This is a genomic window from Micromonospora sp. CNZ322 (assembly GCF_007827755.1).
This window is the reverse complement of sequence record NZ_VITD01000010.1, coordinates 212,424-231,932: the sequence shown is the minus strand read 5'-3', so window position 1 is coordinate 231,932 and position 19,509 is coordinate 212,424. Positions and strand designations below refer to the sequence as shown.

General features: G+C 71.4%; 20 protein-coding genes. 13 read left to right on the top strand and 7 right to left on the bottom strand.

Translation table 11 applies throughout. From position 1 onward, the window contains the following. Positions 1-4 precede the first annotated feature (4 nt). Positions 5-1,345 (top strand): aminotransferase class I/II-fold pyridoxal phosphate-dependent enzyme, encoded by a 1,341-nt coding sequence (locus FB453_RS23455; RefSeq protein ID WP_145793395.1) that lies wholly within the window; start codon positions 5-7, stop codon positions 1,343-1,345. A 318-nt stretch (positions 1,346-1,663) separates the two neighbouring features. Further along, a complete protein-coding gene (locus tag FB453_RS23450; RefSeq protein ID WP_145793393.1) occupies positions 1,664-2,368 on the top strand; it encodes a UdgX family uracil-DNA binding protein in 705 nt (234 codons plus the stop codon). Positions 2,369-2,450: 82 nt separating this feature from the next. Here the strand turns inward: FB453_RS23450 and FB453_RS23445 are convergent, their stop codons facing one another. Continuing rightward, positions 2,451-2,804, bottom strand: a complete 354-nt coding sequence (locus FB453_RS23445; protein WP_145793391.1) for a nuclear transport factor 2 family protein — start codon at positions 2,802-2,804, stop codon at positions 2,451-2,453. 113 nt (positions 2,805-2,917) lie between these two features. Here FB453_RS23445 and FB453_RS23440 point away from each other — a divergent pair, with 113 nt between their 5' ends. The 6 genes from FB453_RS23440 (at position 2,918) to rny (ending at position 9,504) form a co-directional block, all read left to right on the top strand. Then, positions 2,918-4,291 (top strand): MFS transporter, encoded by a 1,374-nt coding sequence (locus FB453_RS23440; RefSeq protein ID WP_145793389.1) that lies wholly within the window; start codon positions 2,918-2,920, stop codon positions 4,289-4,291. Positions 4,292-4,296: 5 nt separating this feature from the next. Next, entirely contained in the window at positions 4,297-4,497 is a 201-nt protein-coding gene (locus FB453_RS23435) for a DUF3046 domain-containing protein (protein WP_030489422.1), read from the top strand. Positions 4,498-4,681: 184 nt separating this feature from the next. Then, positions 4,682-5,728: a recombinase RecA gene (gene recA / locus FB453_RS23430; RefSeq protein ID WP_007456801.1), complete on the top strand. Its 1,047-nt coding sequence runs from the start codon at positions 4,682-4,684 to the stop codon at positions 5,726-5,728. A 14-nt stretch (positions 5,729-5,742) separates the two neighbouring features. Continuing rightward, positions 5,743-6,441, top strand: coding sequence for a regulatory protein RecX (locus FB453_RS23425; protein WP_145793387.1), 699 nt, complete (start codon positions 5,743-5,745; stop codon positions 6,439-6,441). A 37-nt stretch (positions 6,442-6,478) separates the two neighbouring features. After that, the gene (locus FB453_RS23420; protein ID WP_145793385.1) at positions 6,479-7,183 is read left to right on the top strand and encodes a 3-keto-5-aminohexanoate cleavage protein; all 705 of its coding nucleotides are present in this window, start codon (positions 6,479-6,481) and stop codon (positions 7,181-7,183) included. Between the two features lie 554 nt (positions 7,184-7,737). Further along, positions 7,738-9,504, top strand: coding sequence for a ribonuclease Y (gene rny, locus FB453_RS23415; RefSeq protein ID WP_112586655.1), 1,767 nt, complete (start codon positions 7,738-7,740; stop codon positions 9,502-9,504). 194 nt (positions 9,505-9,698) lie between these two features. Here the strand turns inward: rny and FB453_RS23410 are convergent, their stop codons facing one another. The 5 genes from FB453_RS23410 to FB453_RS23390 all read right to left on the bottom strand — a co-directional run bounded on the left by FB453_RS23410 (position 9,699) and on the right by FB453_RS23390 (position 13,649). Next, positions 9,699-10,043: a hypothetical protein gene (locus FB453_RS23410; RefSeq protein ID WP_145793383.1), complete on the bottom strand. Its 345-nt coding sequence runs from the start codon at positions 10,041-10,043 to the stop codon at positions 9,699-9,701. A 198-nt stretch (positions 10,044-10,241) separates the two neighbouring features. Further along, complete coding sequence (locus FB453_RS23405) at positions 10,242-11,216, bottom strand: amino acid ABC transporter permease (protein ID WP_145793380.1); 975 nt, start codon at positions 11,214-11,216, stop codon at positions 10,242-10,244. Next, positions 11,213-11,920, bottom strand: coding sequence for an amino acid ABC transporter permease (locus FB453_RS23400; protein ID WP_091400513.1), 708 nt, complete (start codon positions 11,918-11,920; stop codon positions 11,213-11,215). Before FB453_RS23400 ends, FB453_RS23405 begins: the two co-directional genes overlap by 4 nt. 41 nt (positions 11,921-11,961) lie before the next feature. Further along, on the bottom strand, positions 11,962-12,837 hold the full coding sequence (locus tag FB453_RS23395; protein WP_091400515.1) for a glutamate ABC transporter substrate-binding protein: 876 nt from the start codon (positions 12,835-12,837) through the stop codon (positions 11,962-11,964). Between the two features lie 56 nt (positions 12,838-12,893). Beyond that, complete coding sequence (locus tag FB453_RS23390) at positions 12,894-13,649, bottom strand: amino acid ABC transporter ATP-binding protein (RefSeq protein ID WP_145793378.1); 756 nt, start codon at positions 13,647-13,649, stop codon at positions 12,894-12,896. 195 nt (positions 13,650-13,844) lie between these two features. Between FB453_RS23390 and selD the strand changes: the two genes are divergently transcribed. Both selD and FB453_RS23380 read left to right on the top strand, forming a co-directional pair. Continuing rightward, the gene (gene selD / locus FB453_RS23385) at positions 13,845-14,834 is read left to right on the top strand and encodes a selenide, water dikinase SelD (RefSeq protein ID WP_145793375.1); all 990 of its coding nucleotides are present in this window, start codon (positions 13,845-13,847) and stop codon (positions 14,832-14,834) included. A gap of 230 nt (positions 14,835-15,064) precedes the next feature. Continuing rightward, positions 15,065-15,544 (top strand): hypothetical protein, encoded by a 480-nt coding sequence (locus FB453_RS23380; RefSeq protein ID WP_112586667.1) that lies wholly within the window; start codon positions 15,065-15,067, stop codon positions 15,542-15,544. 47 nt (positions 15,545-15,591) lie between these two features. Here FB453_RS23380 and FB453_RS23375 read toward each other — a convergent pair whose 3' ends face one another. After that, positions 15,592-15,840 carry a DUF2277 family protein gene (locus FB453_RS23375; RefSeq protein WP_145793373.1) on the bottom strand — a complete coding sequence of 83 codons (249 nt, stop codon included), beginning with the start codon at positions 15,838-15,840 and terminating at the stop codon, positions 15,592-15,594. Between the two features lie 139 nt (positions 15,841-15,979). On the opposite strand from FB453_RS23375, the gene FB453_RS23370 reads away from it, so the two are divergent. The 3 genes from FB453_RS23370 to FB453_RS23360 all read left to right on the top strand — a co-directional run bounded on the left by FB453_RS23370 (position 15,980) and on the right by FB453_RS23360 (position 19,316). After that, entirely contained in the window at positions 15,980-16,168 is a 189-nt protein-coding gene (locus tag FB453_RS23370) for a hypothetical protein (RefSeq protein ID WP_112586670.1), read from the top strand. Between the two features lie 63 nt (positions 16,169-16,231). Next, positions 16,232-18,508: an FxsB family cyclophane-forming radical SAM/SPASM peptide maturase gene (locus tag FB453_RS23365; protein ID WP_486480401.1), complete on the top strand. Its 2,277-nt coding sequence runs from the start codon at positions 16,232-16,234 to the stop codon at positions 18,506-18,508. Beyond that, positions 18,492-19,316, top strand: a complete 825-nt coding sequence (locus FB453_RS23360; RefSeq protein WP_486480400.1) for an AAC(3) family N-acetyltransferase — start codon at positions 18,492-18,494, stop codon at positions 19,314-19,316. Before FB453_RS23365 ends, FB453_RS23360 begins: the two co-directional genes overlap by 17 nt. Positions 19,317-19,509 lie beyond the last annotated feature (193 nt).

Below are 19,509 nucleotides of genomic sequence, written 5' to 3'. Positions count from 1 at the left end.
GTTTGTGTCAGCACACTATCAGCTCACTGGTACGACAGCCGTCGATATTTCGGCCAGCATCGAGTCCGGCATCCGTACCGGCGCCCTGTCACCGGGGGCCGCTCTGCCGCCCGTGCGGGCACTCGCCGCCGAGTTGGGGGTCAGCCCCGCCACCGTCGCCCGCGCCTACCAGGAGCTACGCCAACGTGGCCTGCTCGCCACCGCCGGTCGGCACGGCACCCGGGTACGCCCCCGCCCGCCGGTGGCCGCCCGCCGCTCCGCGCTGCGCCCCCCACCGCTGCCCGGCGCCCGAGACCTGTCCCGCGGTGAACCCGACCCCCGTCTGCTGCCCCCGCTGGGCCCGCACCTGGCGGCGCTCGCCACCGAGAACGGCCCGTCGGTCGGCTACTCCGATGCCGGAGTGCTGCCCGAGCTGGCCGAGGTGGCCCGTGCCCGGCTGCGCGCCGACGGCGTACCGGCTGGGGAGTTGACGCTAACCGGCGGTGCGCTGGACGGCATCGAGCGGTTGCTCGGCGCCCACCTGCGCCCCGGCGACGCGGTGGCGGTCGAGGACCCGGGTTGGGCCAACCTGCTCGACCTCGTCGCCGCGCTGGGCCTGCGCCCGATCGGCGTACCGGTGGACGACGAGGGGCCGCTGGTCGCCGGGGTGGCGGCGGCGCTCGCCGCCGGGGCGCGGGCGCTGATCGTCACCAGCCGGGCGCAGAATCCGACCGGCGCCGCCGTCTCCGCGGCCCGCGCCGAGGCGCTGCGGACGCTGCTCGCCGGCCGCCGGGACCTGCTGCTGATCGAGGACGACCACGCGGCCGAACTGGCCCGCGTACCCCTGCACCCGCTCGCCGGTGCGACAGCGAGTTGGGCCTTCCTCCGTTCGGTGAGCAAGCCCTTCGGCCCGGACCTGCGGATGGCGGTGCTGGTCGGCGACGAGACGACGGTGGCCCGGGTGAGCGGCCGTACCCGGGTCGGCGCCGGCTGGGTCTCCACAGTGCTGCAACGCCTGGTGCTCGCCCTGTGGCGGGACCCGGCGGTCACCGAGCTGGTGCAGCGGGCGGCGCAGAGCTACGAGCAGCGCCGCGAAGGGCTGCTCGCCGCGCTCGCCGAGCACGGCCTGACCGCACACGGTCGCAGCGGCATCAACGTCTGGCTGCCGGTCGCGGACGAGACCAGCACGGTGACCGCGCTCCGCGACGCCGGCTGGGCGGTGGCCCCGGGCGCGCTCTACCGGATCGCCGCCCCGCCGGCCCTGCGCATCACCGTCAGCTCCCTGGACACCGCCGACCTGGCCCCCCTGGCGGCGGCCCTGGCCCGAGCCGAGAACCCACCCCCCTCCCAAGGCTTCCCCACCTGACCCGCCGCTCTTCCCGCGATCGCGGGTCGTTCGAGGAAGATGTCGGACCCGAGCATCTTGCGGCAGAAAGTAGGGCATCGCGGGGATTTGGGACGGCCGGGACGGGTATGCGGGCGCCTGGAGGTGGGGGGCATGGCTTCTGGTGGGGCTCGTAAGGGGATCTGGATCGCGGTGGCGGTGGCGATCATCATCATCGTCATCGTGCTGATCGCGATCGCGTCCGGTGGCGATGGGGGCGGCAACGGGTACTGACGCGATGCGGCCGGTGTGCCGGGGCGTATCCGGCGGCGAGCATCGAACGGGTATATAACAGTCGGCATGGCCGAGCAGACCGGGAGTGCTCCGGGCGCCCAGCGGTTCATCCCGCCCGACGCCGACACCATCGACGACCTGCGCACCGCCGCTGGCGGCTGTCGGGGCTGCGAGCTGTACCGGGACGCCTCGCAGACGGTCTTCGGCCGGGGCGACGAGAGCGCCCGCGTGGTGCTGGTCGGCGAGCAGCCCGGCGACATGGAGGACCAGAAGGGGCTGCCCTTCGTCGGTCCGGCCGGTCGCCTGCTGCGCCGCGCGGTCGACGACGCCGGGCTGGACCCGGGTCACCTTTACCTCACAAATGCCGTAAAGCACTTTCGCTTTGAACAGCGCGGCAAGCGGCGGATCCACCAGACCCCGGACCAGGTGCACATCACCGCCTGCCGCCCCTGGTTGGTCGCCGAGTTCGCCCGCCTGCGCCCGGAGATCGTGGTGGTGCTCGGCGCGACCGCCGCCAAGGCGCTGCTCGGCCCGTCCTTCCGGGTAACCCGGCAACGGGGTGAGCTGCTGCCCTGGCCGGAGTCGGCCCAACACCCCGCCGACTTCGAGCAGGTGCCGGTGGACAACGCCGGAAAGCGGGCCGACGCGCCGCAGGCTCGGCTGCTGGCCACCATCCACCCGTCCGCCGTCCTGCGGGCCGACGACCAGGACAAGGCGTTCGAGGGCCTGGTCGCCGACCTGACCGTCGTGACCCGCGCCCTGCCCGGCTGACCAGCGACCGCCACGCACCCCACGTGCGGCCGGGACCGGTCCAAGATTGACAGTGCGTCGCGGATCGCGTGGGTAGGGCGGCTCAGCTCCCCGCCGTGATCTTGCTGAACACGTCCTTGGCGGCGATCAGGCCATCGTGGACCAGATAGAGATCCACTCCGCGCAGCACGGTCCCGTCCTCGGCCGGCGGCCAGCTCCACTCGCACCAGACCCGGTCGCCGGCCGACCGGACCGTTCCGAGGGCCGGCCCAGGGCCGAGCTGGTCGGCGAAGGCGCGGCACACCGCGTCCCGACCCCGCACTGTCACCGCCGGCCCGTCCCAGGCGCTCGGGCTGTAGGTCACGTCCTCGGCGAGGCAGGCTGACACCGCTGTCAGGTCGCCCCGGTGCCACGCTGCGTTGAACCGCTCGACCACCAGCACACCGGCATCGCTCATCCGGGCACCATAGGCGGGGGCCGCGCCGGTGGCGACCTCGTTCCGGCGAAACCCACTGCCGCTGGTCGGTGCGGGTGCGCGAGGATGAGTCACCCCTTCCGACAGGAGCGCCGATGGCGACCGACCTGACCCCGCCGCGTACCGCCGCCCGACCCGACGTCGCGTCGATCCAGCGGCGAACCCTGCGGCTGCTCTTCACCACCCAGATCATCGGCGGAATCGGCGTGACCATCGGCATCGCCGTGGGCGCGCTGCTCGCGGCCCGGATCGCCGGGACCGCGGTGGCCGGTGTCGCGCAGAGCGCCGGGGTGGTCGGTGCCGCGCTGCTCGCCGTCCCGGTCACCCGGATCATGGCGCGGCACGGTCGCCGTCCGGGCCTGGTGCTGGCGTACGCGGTAGGCGCCGTCGGCGGCCTGCTGGTGGTGCTGGCCGCGGCCACCCGCTGGGTGCCGCTGCTCTTCCTCGGCATGTTGCTCTTCGGCGGGGGCACCGCCGCGAACCTGCAGGCCCGTTACACCGCCGTGGATCTCGCCGAGCCGGCCCGTCGAGGGCGGCAGCTCTCCCTGATCGTCTGGGCCACCACCATCGGTGCGGTGGCCGCGCCGAACTTCGCCGCGCTGGCCGACCGCGTCACCACCGGCTGGGGGTTGCCGCCGCTGGCCGGCCCGTTCGCGTTCAGCGCGGCCGCGTTCGTGCTGGCTGCCGTCGTACTCCTCGGGTTGCTCCGGCCCGACCCGCTGCTCACCGCGCGGCGGCTCGCGGCCGCCGAGGCGCCGGTCACCGATGCCCCGGCGACCGCGGTGGCGGCCGAGGCGCCGGCGGCAGGTGGCGGTGCGACGCCGGCCGCCGCGCCGGTCAAGGCGCACGCGCCGCGCGGCGCCGGGATGCGTGCGGCCTGGTCGGTGGTACGCGGACAGCCCGCCGCCCGACTCGGCATCGCCGCCGTGGCGGTGGGGCACCTGGTGATGGTGGCGGTGATGGCGATGACTCCGGTCCGGCTCGGTGAGTCGCACGCCGACGCCGACGTGTTGCGGCTGGTCGGCATCGTGCTGAGCCTGCACATCGCCGGCATGTACGCGTTCTCCCCGGTGGTCGGTTGGCTCACCGACCGGCTCGGCCGGCGGGCGGTGATCCTCGGCGGGGTCGGGCTGCTGCTGGCCGCCTGCGCCGTCGCCGGCACCGCCGGGCACCACACGCCTCGGCTCTCGGTCGGTCTGGTCCTGCTGGGGTTGGGCTGGTCGGGGACGATGGTGGCCGGCTCGACGCTGCTGTCCGAGTCGGTGGCGGCCGAGGTGCGACCGAGCGTGCAGGGGCTGTCCGATCTGATCATGGGACTGGCCGGTGCCGGGGCCGCCGTGGTCAGCGGGTTTGTCATGCAGTTCGCCGGTTATCCCGTGCTCACCCTGCTCGCGGCGGTCGCGGCGGCGCCCCTGGTGGCGCTAGCGTTGCGCCCGGTGCCGACCGGGGCACCGGACGAGGAGGGCTGATCACTGTGCGGCTGACCGACTTCTGGACGCGGCTGGACGAGGCGTTCGGGCCCGGCTACGCGGCCAGCATCGCCCGAGATCAGGTGCTGTCCCAGCTCGGTGGGCGGACCATCGAGCAGGCCCTGGCATCGGGGGAGCAGACCCACGTGGTGTGGCGTGCGGTTTGTGCCGCGTACCCCGACCGGGTGCCCGCTCGACTACGCTGAGCAGCCTTTTCGCCGGTTCCGCGTGTCGCTTGTCGAGTCGTACACCTGTTCGGCTATTGTCCACAGCGGGGTGCTCGTCCACAGCTCGCGGCCCGTCGGCTGGTTTTCTGTCGGACCTAGCGCCTAGCGTGTCCGCGTGACGCGAAGCTCAGCAAAGACGCCGGCGAAGGCAGGGGTGGCAACCATGGCAGCAGGGCCTGACCGGGAGAAGGCACTCGACCTTGCTCTCGCTCAGATTGACAAGCAATTCGGCAAGGGCTCGGTGATGCGGCTGGGTGACCGGCCGGTCGTCCAGACCGCAATCATTCCGACCGGCTCCATCGCGCTCGACGTGGCCCTCGGCATTGGCGGCCTGCCCCGTGGCCGGGTGGTCGAGATCTACGGCCCCGAGTCCAGCGGTAAGACCACCGTGGCACTGCACGCGGTGGCCAACGCCCAGCGCAACGGCGGCATCGCCGCCTTCATCGACGCCGAGCACGCGCTCGACCCGGAGTACGCGAAGGCCCTCGGCGTCGACACCGACGCGATGCTGGTCTCCCAGCCGGACACCGGCGAGCAGGCGCTGGAGATCGCGGACATGTTGATCCGCTCCGGCGCTCTGGACATCATCGTGATCGACTCGGTGGCGGCCCTGGTGCCGCGCGCCGAGATCGAGGGCGAGATGGGCGACAGCCACGTGGGCCTCCAGGCCCGGCTGATGAGCCAGGCGCTCCGGAAGATCACCGGTGTGCTCAGCAACACCGGCACCACGGCGATCTTCATCAACCAGCTGCGGGAAAAGATCGGCGTGATGTTCGGCAGCCCGGAGACCACCACCGGTGGTCGGGCGCTGAAGTTCTACGCCTCGGTCCGGCTCGACGTGCGACGCATCGAGAGCCTCAAGGACGGCACCGACGTGGTCGGTAACCGCACCCGGGTCAAGGTCGTGAAGAACAAGGTCGCCGCGCCGTTCAAGCAGGCCGAGTTCGACATCATGTATGGCAAGGGCATCTCGCGTGAGGGCTCGCTGATCGACGTCGGCGTGGAGCAGGCGATCATCCGCAAGTCCGGAGCGTGGTACACGTACGACGGCGACCAGCTCGGCCAGGGCAAGGAGAAGGCCCGGGAGTTCCTGAAGGAAAACCCGGACGTGGCCGCCGAGATCGAGAAGAAGATCCTGGAGAAGCTCGGCGTCGGGGTCGGCGCGGGTGACGCCGCCGGTGGCCCGGAGCTGCCGCCGGTCGACTTCTGACCGGTCGCTGACCCATGGCAGGACGACGCGCTCGTACGGGGCGGGGCTGGGATGCCAGTCCGCCTCGTACGGGCGACGCCACTGATGCGCCCCGCCCTCGGCGGGGCCGCCGGGGTCGGTCCGAGGAGACCGACACCGTCGAGTCTCCGACGCCCCCTCGCGACGAGTCGGAGGTGGCCCGCGAGATCTGCCTGCGCCAGCTTGCCGTCCGGCCCCGCACCCGGGCCGAGCTGGCCGGGGCGTTGGCCAAGCGGGGCATCTCCGAGGAGGTCTCGGCCGAGGTCCTCGACCGGTATGACGAGGTCGGCATCATCGACGACGCCGCGTTCGCCCGGACCTGGGTGTCCAGCCGGCACGCCGGGCGCGGCCTCGCTCGCCGGGCACTCGCCAACGAGCTGCGCCGCAAGGGCGTGGACGGCGAGGTGGCCACCGAGGCGCTGGGTGAGCTGGACGAGGAGACCGAGGCGGACACCGCCCGTGGCCTGGTGGAGCGCAAGCTGCGCACCGCCCGAGGCGAGCCGGACGCGGTCTTCCGCCGGCTGGTGGGCATGCTGGCCCGCAAGGGTTACCCGCCTGGTGTGGCCATCCGGGCGGTGAAGGACGCGCTCGCGGCGCAGAGCGCCGAGGCGGCCGAGTTCGCCGAGCAGATCGACGCCGACGCGCTCGCCGACGCCGAGGGCGAGTTGGAGCGCGACAACCGTCTGGTCGAGTGAGCGGTCCGCTGCGACTCCCGATGGAGGTGCGGGCCCGATGTTGAAGGCATGTCTGAACGGTGGGCGCGGCCGGGAAGCCCATCCGGCCGTGCCGCTCACGGCGGCGGAGCTCGCCGCCGATGCGGCCCGCTGCGCGGCGCTCGGGGTCGCGGCCGTGCACGTCCATCCCCGGGACGAGGCCGGCGTCGAGTCGCTGCGGCCGACGGTGATCGCTGACGCAGTGACCGCGATCCGTTCCGCCCGGCCGGGGCTGCCGGTGGGGGTGAGCACCGGCGCCTGGATCCTGCCGGATCCGGCTGCCCGGGTGGCCGCCGTCCGGGCCTGGCCGGTGTTGCCCGACTTCGCCTCGGTCAACGCGCACGAGCCCGGCGCCGAGGCGGTCGCGGCCGCCCTGCACGAGCGTGGTGTGCTCGTCGAGGCAGGGCTGTGGACGCTCGACGCGGTCGCGGCGTACCGGAGGTGGCGGGTGCCGGCCGGGCGGGTTCTGGTCGAGTGCATGGCCGAGGAGGTGGCGGTCGCGTTGGCCGACGCCTCCCGGGTTCTCGCCGCGCTGCCGGCGGACGCGCCGTCGGTGCTGCTGCACGCCGAGGGGCCGGCGACCTGGCCGGTCCTCGCCGAGGCGATACGCCGGGGTCTGGACACCCGAATCGGGCTCGAGGACATTCTGTGTCTGCCGGACGGCTCGCCCGCTGCGGACAACGCGGCGTTGGTCGCGGCAGCGGTGGCGGTCGGTGCCAGCTGACGTCGGTTAGACGGTTGGGTCACACCTCGCTCGGTCCTCGGCCTCGTCCGACGACCCCTTGGACGGCACTGAGCAGGCCCGACACGTCCAGGGGGCAGCACACCTCGCGGAGTTTGTCCCTTCCTGTCCGGCGCGATATCAGCGCGCGGTAACGGTTCAACTTCTCTCCGTTCGGGGGGTTTGATCATGAGTCCTTGACCGGAGCACCCCCGGCGACCTAGCCTCGCCATACAGGCTCACATTGCCCGACCAGCGCAGGCTAAGCGCACAACATAGATCGCGTAACAGAACAGCATCACTTTGGCCGACTCCGCGGCCTTTGGCGGCAGTTCCGGACAGGCCGGTCCGGAACGCTGCGACAACTGCACCCGGTCGCCGACGCTGCCCATGGGCACCGCCGGCGGAGAAAGCTACCCACGGCCAGCCGCTCCGGTCGGGCGTCCACAGCCGCAGGAGTGTGCCCCTGGCACGGTCGCTGCGGTCTCGACGTTAGGGGAGGCGGCCATGGCGGGGCGGCGGCACAGGTTCATCGGTAGACCCGACGGGGTCCCGGCATGAACGCGTTCGACGTCGTGCTCCTCGCGGCCGTCCTCGTCCTCGCGGTGGTGGTGATCGGGGCCGTGCTGGTCGGCATCCGGACACTGCGCCGGATGGGCGCCGCGCCGGCACCGGAGGATCCCGCCTTCATCGCCGAGAAGGACCGCCAGGAGCAGTCCCTCGCGGCCCTGCGGACCGCGGCCGACGAGGCGAACAGCACGATCGACGTGGCGAAGTCAGCGGCCGCCGCGGCCCGTACCGAGGCGGCGGCGGCGAAGGCCGAGGCGAAGGCGGCCCGCGCCGAGGCGCGCCGGGTCCTCGACGACGCCCGGGCCGAGGCGGACACCGTTCTGGAGCGCGCCCACAAGCAGGCCGAGGCGGACGCCGAGCAGTTGCGGACGGCAGCCCGGCGCAGCGGCGAGCGGGAGGTCGCGGTGCTCGCCGCCACCACCCGGGAGCAGGCCGCCGAGGTGGAACGCCGGGCAGCTCGGATGGACGAGCGGGAGCGGATGCACACCGAGGAGGTGGAGCGTTTCGCCGAGCGGGAGCGACAGCTCACCGCCGCGAAGGCTGCCCTCGCCGCCCGGGAGGCCGCGCTCGCCCAGCGGGAGGCCGAGCTGACCGAGTCGGAGGAGCTGCGCCGTCGGGAGCTGGAGCGGGTCGCCGGGCTCACCGCCGAGTCCGCCCGACTGGAGCTGGTCGACGCCATCGAGACGCAGGCCAAGCGGGAAGCGGCGCTGCTCGTGCGGGACATCGAGTCCGACGCGCGCAACACCGCCGAGCAGCGCGCCCGACACATCGTGGTGGACGCGATCCAGCGGGTCGCCAGCGAGCAGACCGCGGAGAGCGTGGTCAGCGTCCTGCACCTCCCCGGTGACGAGATGAAGGGGCGGATCATCGGCCGGGAGGGGCGCAACATCCGCGCCTTCGAGTCGGTGACCGGCGTCAACCTGATCATCGACGACACCCCCGAGGCGGTGCTGCTCTCCTGCTTCGACCCGGTCCGTCGCGAGGTGGGCCGGGTGACCCTGGAGAAGCTGGTCCTGGACGGGCGCATCCACCCGCACCGGATCGAGGAGGTCTACGACCTGGCCCGGCAGGAGGTGGAGCAGCTCTGCCTCCGCGCCGCCGAGGACGCCCTGGTCGAGGTCGGCATCACCGAGATCCACCCGGAGCTGGTGACCCTGCTCGGCCGGCTGCGCTACCGCACCTCGTACGGGCAGAACGTGCTCAAGCACCTGGTCGAGACCGCCCACATCGCCGGCATCATGGCCGCCGAGCTGCGGTTGGACGTGCCGATCATCAAACGGTCGGCGTTCCTGCACGACATCGGCAAGGCGCTCACCCACGAGGTGGAGGGCAGCCACGCCATCATCGGCGCGGACCTGGCCCGCAAGTACGGCGAGCACGAGGACGTGGTGCACGCCATCGAGGCGCACCACAACGAGGTGCCCCCGCAGACCATCGAGGCCGTGCTCACCCAGGCTTCCGACGCCTGCTCCGGTGGTCGGCCGGGCGCGCGCCGGGAGAGCCTGGAGGCGTACGTCAAGCGGCTGGAGCGGATCGAGGAGATCGCGGCCAGCAAGCTCGGCGTGGACAAGGTCTTCGCCATGCAGGCCGGCCGGGAGATCCGGGTGATGGTCAAGCCGGACGACGTCGACGACATCGGGGCGGCCGTGCTGGCCCGCGATGTGGCCAAGCAGATCGAGGAGGAGCTGACCTACCCGGGTCAGATCCGGGTCACAGTGGTCCGCGAGTCCCGGGTCACCGAGATCGCCCGCTGACCGATCGGGTCTGCGGGCTGGGTGCGGCTCTCCAGGTGAAACGTAACCCCGCAGCCGCGCCCCTCGACGGCAACCGGAGGGCGGGATGGGGCGAGACGCTCGGGCTCGCCCGTCCGGCCTCCGTCAGAACGGCCGCTGCGCCGGCCGCCATACCGGCAGCCGACATGACCTGCCGGTCAGACCCTGGGTATCGCTCATCGCGGAGGCTCGAATGCTGTCGGGTCGGCGTTTGCCGGGCGGCGGGCGGATCGCAGGGCGAGTGCCGTGCAGGCCACCGCTATGGCCAGACAGAGAAACACGATCGGGTTGACGTATGGGGGGACCAGCTCGGTTGTGGTCCCGTCGGCATAGCGACAGAGATGCCGCAGTGGCAGCCAGTCGGCGCTGGTCGACGTGGAAGCCAGGGGCTTGGCGGGGCAGTACACGCTGGTGGCGCGGAGATCGAGGAAGTGACCCGCCCACAGTCCGTGCAGGTAGACAACGACGGCGGCGAACGGCGCCACGATTGTTCCGACGACCAGCCGGGCAACGATACTCATTGGCTCAGATCTTGCCCTGGGCGCGGAGCGCTGCGATACGGGCGAGCGTTGATGTACGACACGAACGAGTCGGCCTCCGAGACGGGATCGTTCAGGGCTTCCGTTCCATCCGACTCGGGGCCGGTCCTTGACACGCAGTAAGCAACATCGGGGTATCCCAGTTGAAGGGATACCCCGATATCAAGGAAGTCGAGTCGATCAGGCGCCCATGCCGCCGCCGCCTTCGGCCTGGGAGACCAGGGCTGCCGGCGGCGGGTTCTGTGCCGGGGTGCCGGCCGTCTTGCGACCCCGGGCGAGCCGCCGCTGGACGTACTGGGCGAGCTTCGACAGCGAGTAGTTCACCACGATGAAGAGCACGGCGATCACGACGTAGACCTGGATCGGGTTGCTCAGCGCGCCGATGATCTGCTTGCCGATGTTCAGGGTCTCCTCGTAGCTGATGATGAACCCCAGCGAGGTGTCCTTGAGCACCACGACCAGCTGGCTGATCAGTGCCGGCAGCATGATCCGGAACGCCTGCGGTAGCAGGATCATCCGGGTGGTCTGCGTCGGGGAGAGCCCGATGGCTTCAGCGGCCTCCGCCTGACCGCCCGGCAGCCCCTCCATGCCGGAGCGGAGGATCTCGCCGATCACCACCGAGTTGTAGATGGTGAGGCCGATGACCAGGTACCAGAGGTTGTCGAAGTAGAGGCCGAACTCGGGGAATCCGCGGGCCACGAAGAAGATGGTGATCACGACGGGCAGGCCGCGGAACACCTCGACGCAGACGCGGGTGATCGCCGACAGCAGCGCGCTCAGCCCGCGCAGCAGGTACGCCAGCGGCGTCGCCGCGCCGACGAACCGCCGTCGGGTCAGGCTCTTGAGCTGGATCCGCAACACGGCGAGCAGCGTGCCGATCACCAGCGAGGAGACGATGGCCAGGGCCGCCGCGAACAGGGTGTTCTTGAAACCGAGGCCGATCCGCTCCCACACCTGGGAGAAGTTCTCGTTGGAGGGGTCGATCAGCGGGCCCCACAGCTCCATCGAGAGCTGGCCGTTCTCGTCCAGGGGCCGGTAGATCAGGAAGTACGCCCCGACGAGCAGGACCACGCTGGCGACGAGGCTGCTGATCAGGGTGATCCGCCGCTGCCGGGGGCCGGGGATGTCGTAGAGGACGCTGGTCTGCTGACTCATCGGGCCACCGCCTGTCGCTTCTCGATCCGGTCCAGCAGGGCGCCGAGCGGCACGGTCATGATCAGATAGCCGAGCGAGATGCCGATGGCGACCGGGACGAAGGCGTAGCCCTCGGCCGAGGTGAGCTGGTCGGCAGTGGCCGACAGGTCACCGACCACCCCGAAGAAGCCGACCAGCGCCGAGTTCTTGATCATCGCGATGATCACCGAGCCGAGCGGCACGATGGAGGCCTTCCACGACTGCGGCAACACCACGTACCGCAGGTTCTGCCCGAAGGTCAGGCCCAGTGACCGCGCCGCCTCCGCCTGGCCGGCGGGCACCGCGTTCACCCCGGACCGCAGCGCCTCGCAGACGAACGCCGCGGTGTAGAGCACCAGGGCGATCAGTGCGAACCGGAAGTACGGAAGGTCGGTGCCGAGCCGGGTGAACAGCGAGTCGAGCACCGGGATGCGGAGGAAGTCCGCGTTGGAGCCGAGCGCCGGCAGGCCGAACGCGGCGAAGAACATCACCACGGTCAGTGGCATGTTGCGGAAGACGTTCACGTAACTGGTGCCGACCGCGCGCAGCGGCGGCACCGGTGAGATGCGCAGCACCGCCACGATGGCGCCCAGGACGAGGGCGCCGATCGCGGCGAGGATGCAGATCTGGAGGGTGAGCCAGAAACCACCCGCAAAGACGTCGAACTTGTCGATGAGCACGTTCACGGCTCGGTGTTCCTCCCCACCCTCCAGATCGAAGGATCAGATCAGTAGCGGTTGATGGTGGGCGCCGAGCCCAGTTCCGCGCCGAACTTGCCGGCGGTGTCGTCCCAGGCCTTCTTCCAGCTACCGTCTGAGACCGCCTTGTCCAGCGTGTCGTTGATGAAGCTGCGGAAGTCCGCGTCCTCCTTCTTCACACCGATGCCGTACGGCTCCTTGGTGAAGTTGCTGCCGGCCAGCTTGAAGGACGCCTCGTCCTTGGCGATGTAGCCGAGCAGGATCACGTTGTCCGTGGTGACGGCGTCGACCTGGCCACCCTTGAGGGCGTCGCGGCACTTGTCGTAGGTGTCGAAGAGCACCAGCTGGGTGCCGACATCCTTGACGTACTGCTTGATCGTCTCGGCCGGGGTGGAGCCGGTGACGGAGCAGACCTTCTTGGTGCCGTCCTTGAACGAGTCCGGACCGGTGATGGTCGTGTCGTCCTTCTTGACCAGGATGTTCTGGCCGGCCTCGTAGTACGGGCCCGCGAAGGCGATCCGCTCCTTGCGCTTGTCGTTGATCGTGTAGGTCGCGGCGACCAGGTCGACAGTGCCGTTGACGATCACGTCCTCGCGGACCTTCGAGGGGGCCTCGACCCACTCGATCTTGTCCTCGGGGATGCCGAGCTCCTTGACGATGATCTTGGCGATCTCGACGTCGAAGCCCTCCGGCTTGCCGGAGAGGCCCTTCAGGCCGAAGCCGGGCTGGTCGAACTTGGTGCCGACCTTGATCTTCTGGGCCTTGTTCAGCTTCTCCATGGTGGTGCCGGCGGTGAAGGACTTGCTGCCAGCACCAGTGTCCCCGCCGTCGTCGCCACCACAGGCGGTGAGGCCGAGCGCCAGAGCGGCGACCGCGGCGACTGCCGCAACGCGCTTGATACGCATACTCTTCTCCTTCTTCAACGGAGCCCACCGAGTACGGCGCGCTCCACTACGGACGCCTAGTGCGTGAGGATCTTGGAGAGGAAGTCTCGGGCCCGCTCGCTGCGCGGGTTCGCGAAGAACTCCGCCGGTGGGGCGTCCTCGACCAGTTGCCCGTCGGCCATGAAGATGACCCGGTTCGCCGCGTGCCGGGCGAAGCCCATCTCGTGGGTCACCACGACCATCGTCATGCCGTCGCTGGCCAGCGAGGTCATCACGTCGAGCACCTCGCCGACCATCTCCGGGTCCAGGGCGCTGGTCGGTTCGTCGAAGAGCATCGCCTTGGGCTGCATGGCCAGCGCCCGGGCGATGGCCGCCCGCTGCTGCTGGCCACCGGAGAGCTGGGCCGGGAACTTGTCCGCCTGGTTGGCGATGCCGACCCGGTCCAGCAGGGCCAGGCCGCGCTCACGGGCGACGGTCGGCTTCTCCTTGCGGACCTTGATCGGGCCGAGGGTGACGTTCTCCAGGATGGTCTTGTGCGCGAAGAGGTTGAACGACTGGAAGACCATGCCCACCTCGCTGCGCAGCTTCGCGAGGGGCTTGCCCTCGGCCGGCAGCGGCTGACCGTCGAAGGTGATGGTGCCCGAGTTGATCGGTTCCAGTCGGTTGATCGTGCGGCACAGCGTCGACTTGCCGGAGCCGGACGGGCCGATCACCACGACCACCTCGCCCCGACCCACCGACAGTGAGACGTCGTCCAGCACGTGCAGCGGCCCGAACCACTTGTTGACCGCGTCCAGCACGATGAGCGGTTCGCCCGTCGTCACGTCGTCCACCGTCCCCTGTCGTCTCCCGGATCGGGGTCGGTTGACCCCCGGTGCGGCCACTGTAGGCGGCCTGATGTGGCAGAACGCAACCCAGCGGGTCACGGAGCGGTAACACCGGTCACGATCGTTCTCGGGCGTCCGATTTTGGTCACCGGATGGGTGGTCGCGGTGGCGATCGTGGCGCCTTGTCGCGATCATGGGTGGATGACCGAACCCGTACGGTTGACCAAGTACGCCCGCGGCGGTGGCTGCGCCTGCAAGATCCCGCCGGGCGAGCTGGAGATCATGGTGGCCGGTCTCGGCCCGGCGACCGGCACCGCCGAGTTACTGGTCGGGTTGGACCACGGCGACGACGCGGCGGTGGTGCGCCTGGATGAGCGGACCGGCCTGGTCAGCACCGCCGACTTCTTCACCCCGGTGGTCGACGACGCGTACGACTGGGGTCGGATCGCCGCTGCCAACGCGCTCTCCGACGTGTACGCGATGGGCGGCACCCCGCTGGTGGCGCTCAACCTGCTCTGCTGGCCGCGCGACGTGCTGCCGCTGGAGTTGGCCCGTGAGGTGCTGCGCGGCGGCCAGGACGTGGCGCGGGAGGCCGGCTGTCACCTGGCCGGCGGGCACAGCGTGGACGACGACGGCCCGAAGTACGGTCTCGCGGTCACCGGCACGGTCCGACCGGAGGAGCTGATCACCCTCGACGCCGGGCGGGCCGGGGTGCCGTTGTCGCTGACCAAGCCGCTCGGGGTGGGTGTGCTGAACACCCGGCACAAGGCGACCGGTGAGAGCTTCCCGGAGGCGGTGGCCACGATGAGCGCGCTCAATCGGGAGGCCGCCCACGCGGCGGTCGCCGCCGGCATCCGGTGCGGCACCGACGTGACCGGGTTCGGGCTGCTCGGGCACGCCTCGAAGCTGGCCCGGGCCAGCCAGGTCACGGTGGCCATCGACACCGCCCGGGTGCCCTATCTGGCCGGCGCGCGTGAGGCGCTGCGCGACGGGTTCGTCAGCGGCGGCAGCCGGCGCAACCTGGAGTGGGTGACCCCGTGGACCGACTTCGGCGCGGCTGACGAGTCGGAGCGGTTGCTGCTGGCCGACGCGCAGACCTCAGGTGGCCTGCTGGTCGCCGGCGAGGTGCCCGGCGCTCCCGTGGTGGGCGAGCTGCTGCCCCGGGGGGAACACCTGGTCGTGCTGCGTTGACCGGGGGCGGTCGACCCGCGGCGGGACACGCGGTGGCGGTGGCGCGGATGGCGCACCATACCCGATAAACTGTCACCTTCCCGCTACTCCGAGCAATGCCGCTCAGGGAAATTTTGCCCGGAATGGTCACAGACCGGTAACTTGCCCCCGGCTGGGGTCAAATGCCCCCCACCATCGTGTGTAAGGCCCGATCCGGAGGCCGGTGGGGACGAACGCAGCGAGGAGGCGGAATGACCGAGCTGTGGAACTGGAGAATCGACGGGGCTCAACCCGTGGAGGTCTACCCGGCGCTGGCGGAAGCGCTTGGTCGGGTGGTGATGCCGCTGGCGGTGGCCGACCCGGCGCGGTTGCCGGCGTATGCGGTGGTGTGTGACGTCTGGCAGGCGCCGGGCGAGTTCGCGACGGTGGTGGACTGCTACGGGGTGCCCGAGCAGCTCTCCGAGCACGCGAGCATCGCCGCGCTGGCCCGATTGCTGGGCCGCAACTGCCTGTTGCGCGACGACACGCTCGACGCGGGCCGGCACCTGCTCGTCGCTCCGGACGGCACGGTCCGTCCGGTGCACTTCGACGTGCGGGACACCGAGGACGGTGAGGTGCTCAGCAGGCTGCGGCTCTGCTCGCTGGGTGACCCAGGTTGTCGGGGCTGGTCGCAGTGCCACCGCTCGCGCTGGGCGCCCGACACGATCGCCCCAGCGCTCGCCGCGGCCTGACCCTCTCCAGGGTCAGGCCCGGCCGGGTGCCGTGCCGGTCAGCGCGATCAGCTGGCGGCGGTGGCCGACCGGCCGGTGGTGCCCGATCCGGCACCCCGCACCACCAGTTGGTCGAGCAGGGTGCGCGTCGCCTCGGCCACGGCGGCCACCGCGGCGTCGAACGCGGCGGCGTTGTGCGCGGCGGGCGCCCGGAAGCCAGAGATCTTCCGGACGTACTGCAACGCTGCCGCCTCGACGTCCGCGTCGGTCACCTGCGGGGTGAACGGCTCACGCAGCGTCTTGATGCTCCGGCACATGTGAGTTCCTCCTCGGTTGGTGCGCTACTTGACCAACGATGACATCGTTGGGGCTGTTGCCTATTCTGGTGGCGCGTCAGGGCCCTCGGGCCGTCCATCACACCTCCCGTGGCGCGTCCGCGGGACCCGGAGAATCATTGTGGACAACGCACCCACCCGCCCATCCCGTCCGGGCCTGGACGACCTCACACATAGCCTGGACATCCCGCTTGAGCGGATCGCCGTCGAGCACGCTGATCTGGTCGAGGCGATCCGGCGGCGCGTCGTTGAGGGTGGGCCGGTGCCCTCCGGCACCGTGCCCGTCGCCCTCTTCAACTCGGCCATCTGAATGGTGGCCTGTCGGTGTGGTCCATCCGGAGCGGGTGGGTCATGTCGACGGATCAGCCAGTTCGTGCTGAAGGTGCACAGCCGGTGCGACCTCAGCTGCGACCACTGCTACGTCTACCAGCACGCCGACCAGACCTGGCGTGGTCGACCGGTGCGGATGCCGCTGGCCACGGTTCGAGCCGCCGCGCAGCGGATCGCCGAGCATGCCCGCGAGCACGAGTTGCCGGTCGTGCACGTGGTGCTGCACGGCGGTGAGCCGTTGCTGCTGGGGGCCGCGGGATTACGAGAGGTGCTGGCCGAACTGCGCGCGGCGATCACCCCCTGGACGCGACTCGACCTACGCATGCAGACAAACGGCGTGCTGCTCGACGAGCAGCTGTGCCGGCTGTTCGTCGAGTACGACGTGCGGGTCGGTGTGTCCTTCGACGGCGACCGGGCCGCCAACGACCGCCACCGGGTCTTCGCCCACGGCGGCAGCAGCCATGACCACGTCCGCCGGGCGCTGGCCCTGCTCCGACGGCCGGAGCACCTCGCCAGCTACGCCGGCATCCTCTGCACGATCGACGTCCGCAACGACCCCGACCGGGTGTACGAGGCGCTGCTGGCCGAGAGCCCACCCCGGGTCGATCTGCTGCTGCCCCACGCCACCTGGGACCATCCGCCGGAGCGCCCCGGCCCCGAGCCGACCCCGTACGCGGACTGGCTGGGGCGGATTCACCGGCGCTGGGTGGACGACGGGCGGCCGATGTCGATCCGGATGTTCGAGGCGCTGCGCCCAGGCGGCGGCGGCACCGAGGCGTTCGGCCTCGCACCAGCCGATGTGCTGGTCGTCGAGGCGGACGGGAGTTGGGAGCAGGTCGACTCACTGAAGACCGCGTACCACGGCGCGGCCGGCACCGGTTTCGACGTGTTCGACCACTCGGTGGACGAGGTCACACGGCACCCCGGGGTCGCGGTCCGGCAGGACGGCGTGGCCGGGCTCTGCGCGACCTGTCGGGCCTGCCCCGTGGTCGACCGGTGCGGCGGCGGCCTGTACGCCCACCGTTGGCGGACCGGCTCCGGCTTCGACAACCCCTCGGTGTACTGCGCCGACCTGCTCCGCCTGATCGACACAGTGGACGCCTACCCGCCGCCCACCCCTCCCGCGTCGGGCGAACTGTCGACCATCTCGCCCGTCGACGAGTTGCTGGACGACCTGGCGACCGGGCACGGGTCGGCGTCGACGCTCGCGCTGCTCGCCGCCACCCAGCTCTCCATCACCCGGGCGTTGCTGGCGGCCTGCCGGGACGGATCCGGCACCACGCCCGCCTGGGAACTGCTCGTCCACCTCGACCAGGCGGCACCGGAGGCCATCCGAGCGGTCCTGGCGCACCCCTTCGTCCGGCCCGGGCTGGTGCATCGCCTCCACTCGTCGGCCCCGCCCGGCCTCGGCGCGGCAGTCGACCCACTGCCGGCCCTGGCCATCGCCGCGGCGCTGCGGGCCGGCGTCCCGGCCGCGTTGCACGTTCCGGTGCGGGCCGACACGATCACGCTCCCCGCGCTCGGCAGCCTGGTGCTGCCCGGCCTGGGGGAGAGCGCCGAGGTGACGGTGCGACCCGGCGAGTTCCAGGTCCGAGGTGGGTCGGTCGAGCAGACGGTGCTCCTCGATCCCGTGGGGCAGCCGTCGACCGGATGGTTTCCGACCCGCGACGTGGCGGTGCCCGGCGGCCGGCTGCTCCTTGAGGACGGTGACCCGTACCGCGACTGCTACGGCCAGCCGGTCGAGCCCCGCCTGGACGGTCCGGCGGCGCGGGCGCTGGGCCGTACCCTGGCGGAGGCCTGGCGGGTCGTGCACCGGGACGTGCCGGCGCATGCGGCGGCGCTCGACGGCGGCCTGCGTGCCGTTGTTCCATTGGCGGCTGACCCGGCGCGACCCCTGCGAAGCGCCACCGCCCGGCACGCGTTCGGCGCGGTCGCCGTCACCCCCCATCCCGACCCGGAGACGATGGCGGTGCTGCTCGTGCACGAGTGGCAGCACGCGAAGCTGGGTGCGATTCTTGACCTGTACGACCTGGTCGAACCCGGCCAGGCTGCCCAGATCCGGGTGCCCTGGCGCCCCGACCCGCGGCCACCGGAGGGCGTCCTCCAGGGCGTCTACGCCCACCTCGCCATCACCCAGGTCTGGCAGTCCCGGGCGGCCACCGACCAGGGCGAAGCGTCGGCGAACGCGGCCCACTTCCTGGCGTGGACCCGGGACGGTGCCGACGCGCTGCTGGCCAGCCGGTCGCTCACCGCGGCGGGCGAGCGGTTCGTCGGCCAACTGCGCCACACCCTGGAGGAAACCCGTGCCGGGGTCGGATGAGCGTCAACCGTCCACACTGGGCCGTCTCCGCCTCGCCGACGACCTGCGGGCGTTGGGCGTCCGCGCGGGTGCGTGCCTCCTGGTGCATTGTGCCCTCCGCCGGGTAGGCCCGCTCAAGCACGGCCCCGCGACTCTCGCCGGTGCCCTGCGGGACGTCCTCGGCCCGGCTGGCACGCTCCTGGTGCCCACCCAGACCGACGGCAACTCGACCACCTCCCGAGCCCACCTGGAGGCAATCGCCGGTATGGACCGCGCGCAGCGCGAGCGGTACGAGGCGGCGCTGCCGGGCTGGGACCGCCGGACCACCCCGTCGCAGCGGATGGGGGCGCTCGCCGAGTACGTCCGGTGTGCCCCCGGTGCCGTGCGCAGCGACCATCCACAGACCTCGTTCGCCGCGCTCGGCCCCCAGGCCCGGCAGCTCACCGACGGCCATGACCTCACCTGCCACCTGGGAGAACGCTCACCAATGGGCGGGCTCTACGCGGCGGACGGGCAGGTCCTGCTGCTCGGCCTCGGCTACGAGGCGTGCACCGCCCTGCACCTGGCCGAGTACCGGCTGCCGGTGCCGCCGACCGAGCGCGACTACCAGTGCTTCCGGCTTGTCGACGGGCGGCGGGTCCGCCTCGATTTTCGGGCTCTCGACTTGGACGACCGGGACTTCCCGGCGGTGGGTGCGGCGCTCGACGAGACGCCGTTGGTGCGGCACGGTCGGGTGGGGCGGGCAAGCGCGCGCCTGCTGCCAGTGCGTGCCGCAGTGGACTTCGCGATCGGCTGGTTCGGCGTGCACCGTCTGGCGGCGCGACGGTGAATCGGGTCCAGCTCGATTGGTCGGATGTACGACACCCGAGGTCTCGTCCTGCCCTCCGGCTCGGTCAGGACCCGTGCAGCGCGCCGCACCCTGGCCGAATGCCGGCTGCTGTTGCCGTATGAAGGAGCGGCCGTCCGTCCGTCGTGGCCCGGTCGGGCGAGCGACGGCCCGGCTGCTGCCGATACCCGCCACA

Excerpts from the sequence above, each read along its gene's own strand:
- FB453_RS23450 (WP_145793393.1), top strand. The coding sequence starts at position 1,664 with ATGGCCGAGCAGACCGGGAGTGCTCCGGGCGCCCAGCGGTTCATCCCG.
- FB453_RS23445 (WP_145793391.1), bottom strand. The coding sequence starts at position 2,804 with ATGAGCGATGCCGGTGTGCTGGTGGTCGAGCGGTTCAACGCAGCGTGG.
- FB453_RS23440 (WP_145793389.1), top strand. The coding sequence starts at position 2,918 with ATGGCGACCGACCTGACCCCGCCGCGTACCGCCGCCCGACCCGACGTC.
- recA (WP_007456801.1), top strand. The coding sequence starts at position 4,682 with ATGGCAGCAGGGCCTGACCGGGAGAAGGCACTCGACCTTGCTCTCGCT.
- FB453_RS23425 (WP_145793387.1), top strand. The coding sequence starts at position 5,743 with ATGGCAGGACGACGCGCTCGTACGGGGCGGGGCTGGGATGCCAGTCCG.
- FB453_RS23420 (WP_145793385.1), top strand. The coding sequence starts at position 6,479 with ATGTTGAAGGCATGTCTGAACGGTGGGCGCGGCCGGGAAGCCCATCCG.
- rny (WP_112586655.1), top strand. The coding sequence starts at position 7,738 with ATGAACGCGTTCGACGTCGTGCTCCTCGCGGCCGTCCTCGTCCTCGCG.
- FB453_RS23410 (WP_145793383.1), bottom strand. The coding sequence starts at position 10,043 with ATGAGTATCGTTGCCCGGCTGGTCGTCGGAACAATCGTGGCGCCGTTC.
- FB453_RS23405 (WP_145793380.1), bottom strand. The coding sequence starts at position 11,216 with ATGAGTCAGCAGACCAGCGTCCTCTACGACATCCCCGGCCCCCGGCAG.
- FB453_RS23395 (WP_091400515.1), bottom strand. The coding sequence starts at position 12,837 with ATGCGTATCAAGCGCGTTGCGGCAGTCGCCGCGGTCGCCGCTCTGGCG.
- selD (WP_145793375.1), top strand. The coding sequence starts at position 13,845 with ATGACCGAACCCGTACGGTTGACCAAGTACGCCCGCGGCGGTGGCTGC.
- FB453_RS23380 (WP_112586667.1), top strand. The coding sequence starts at position 15,065 with ATGACCGAGCTGTGGAACTGGAGAATCGACGGGGCTCAACCCGTGGAG.
- FB453_RS23375 (WP_145793373.1), bottom strand. The coding sequence starts at position 15,840 with ATGTGCCGGAGCATCAAGACGCTGCGTGAGCCGTTCACCCCGCAGGTG.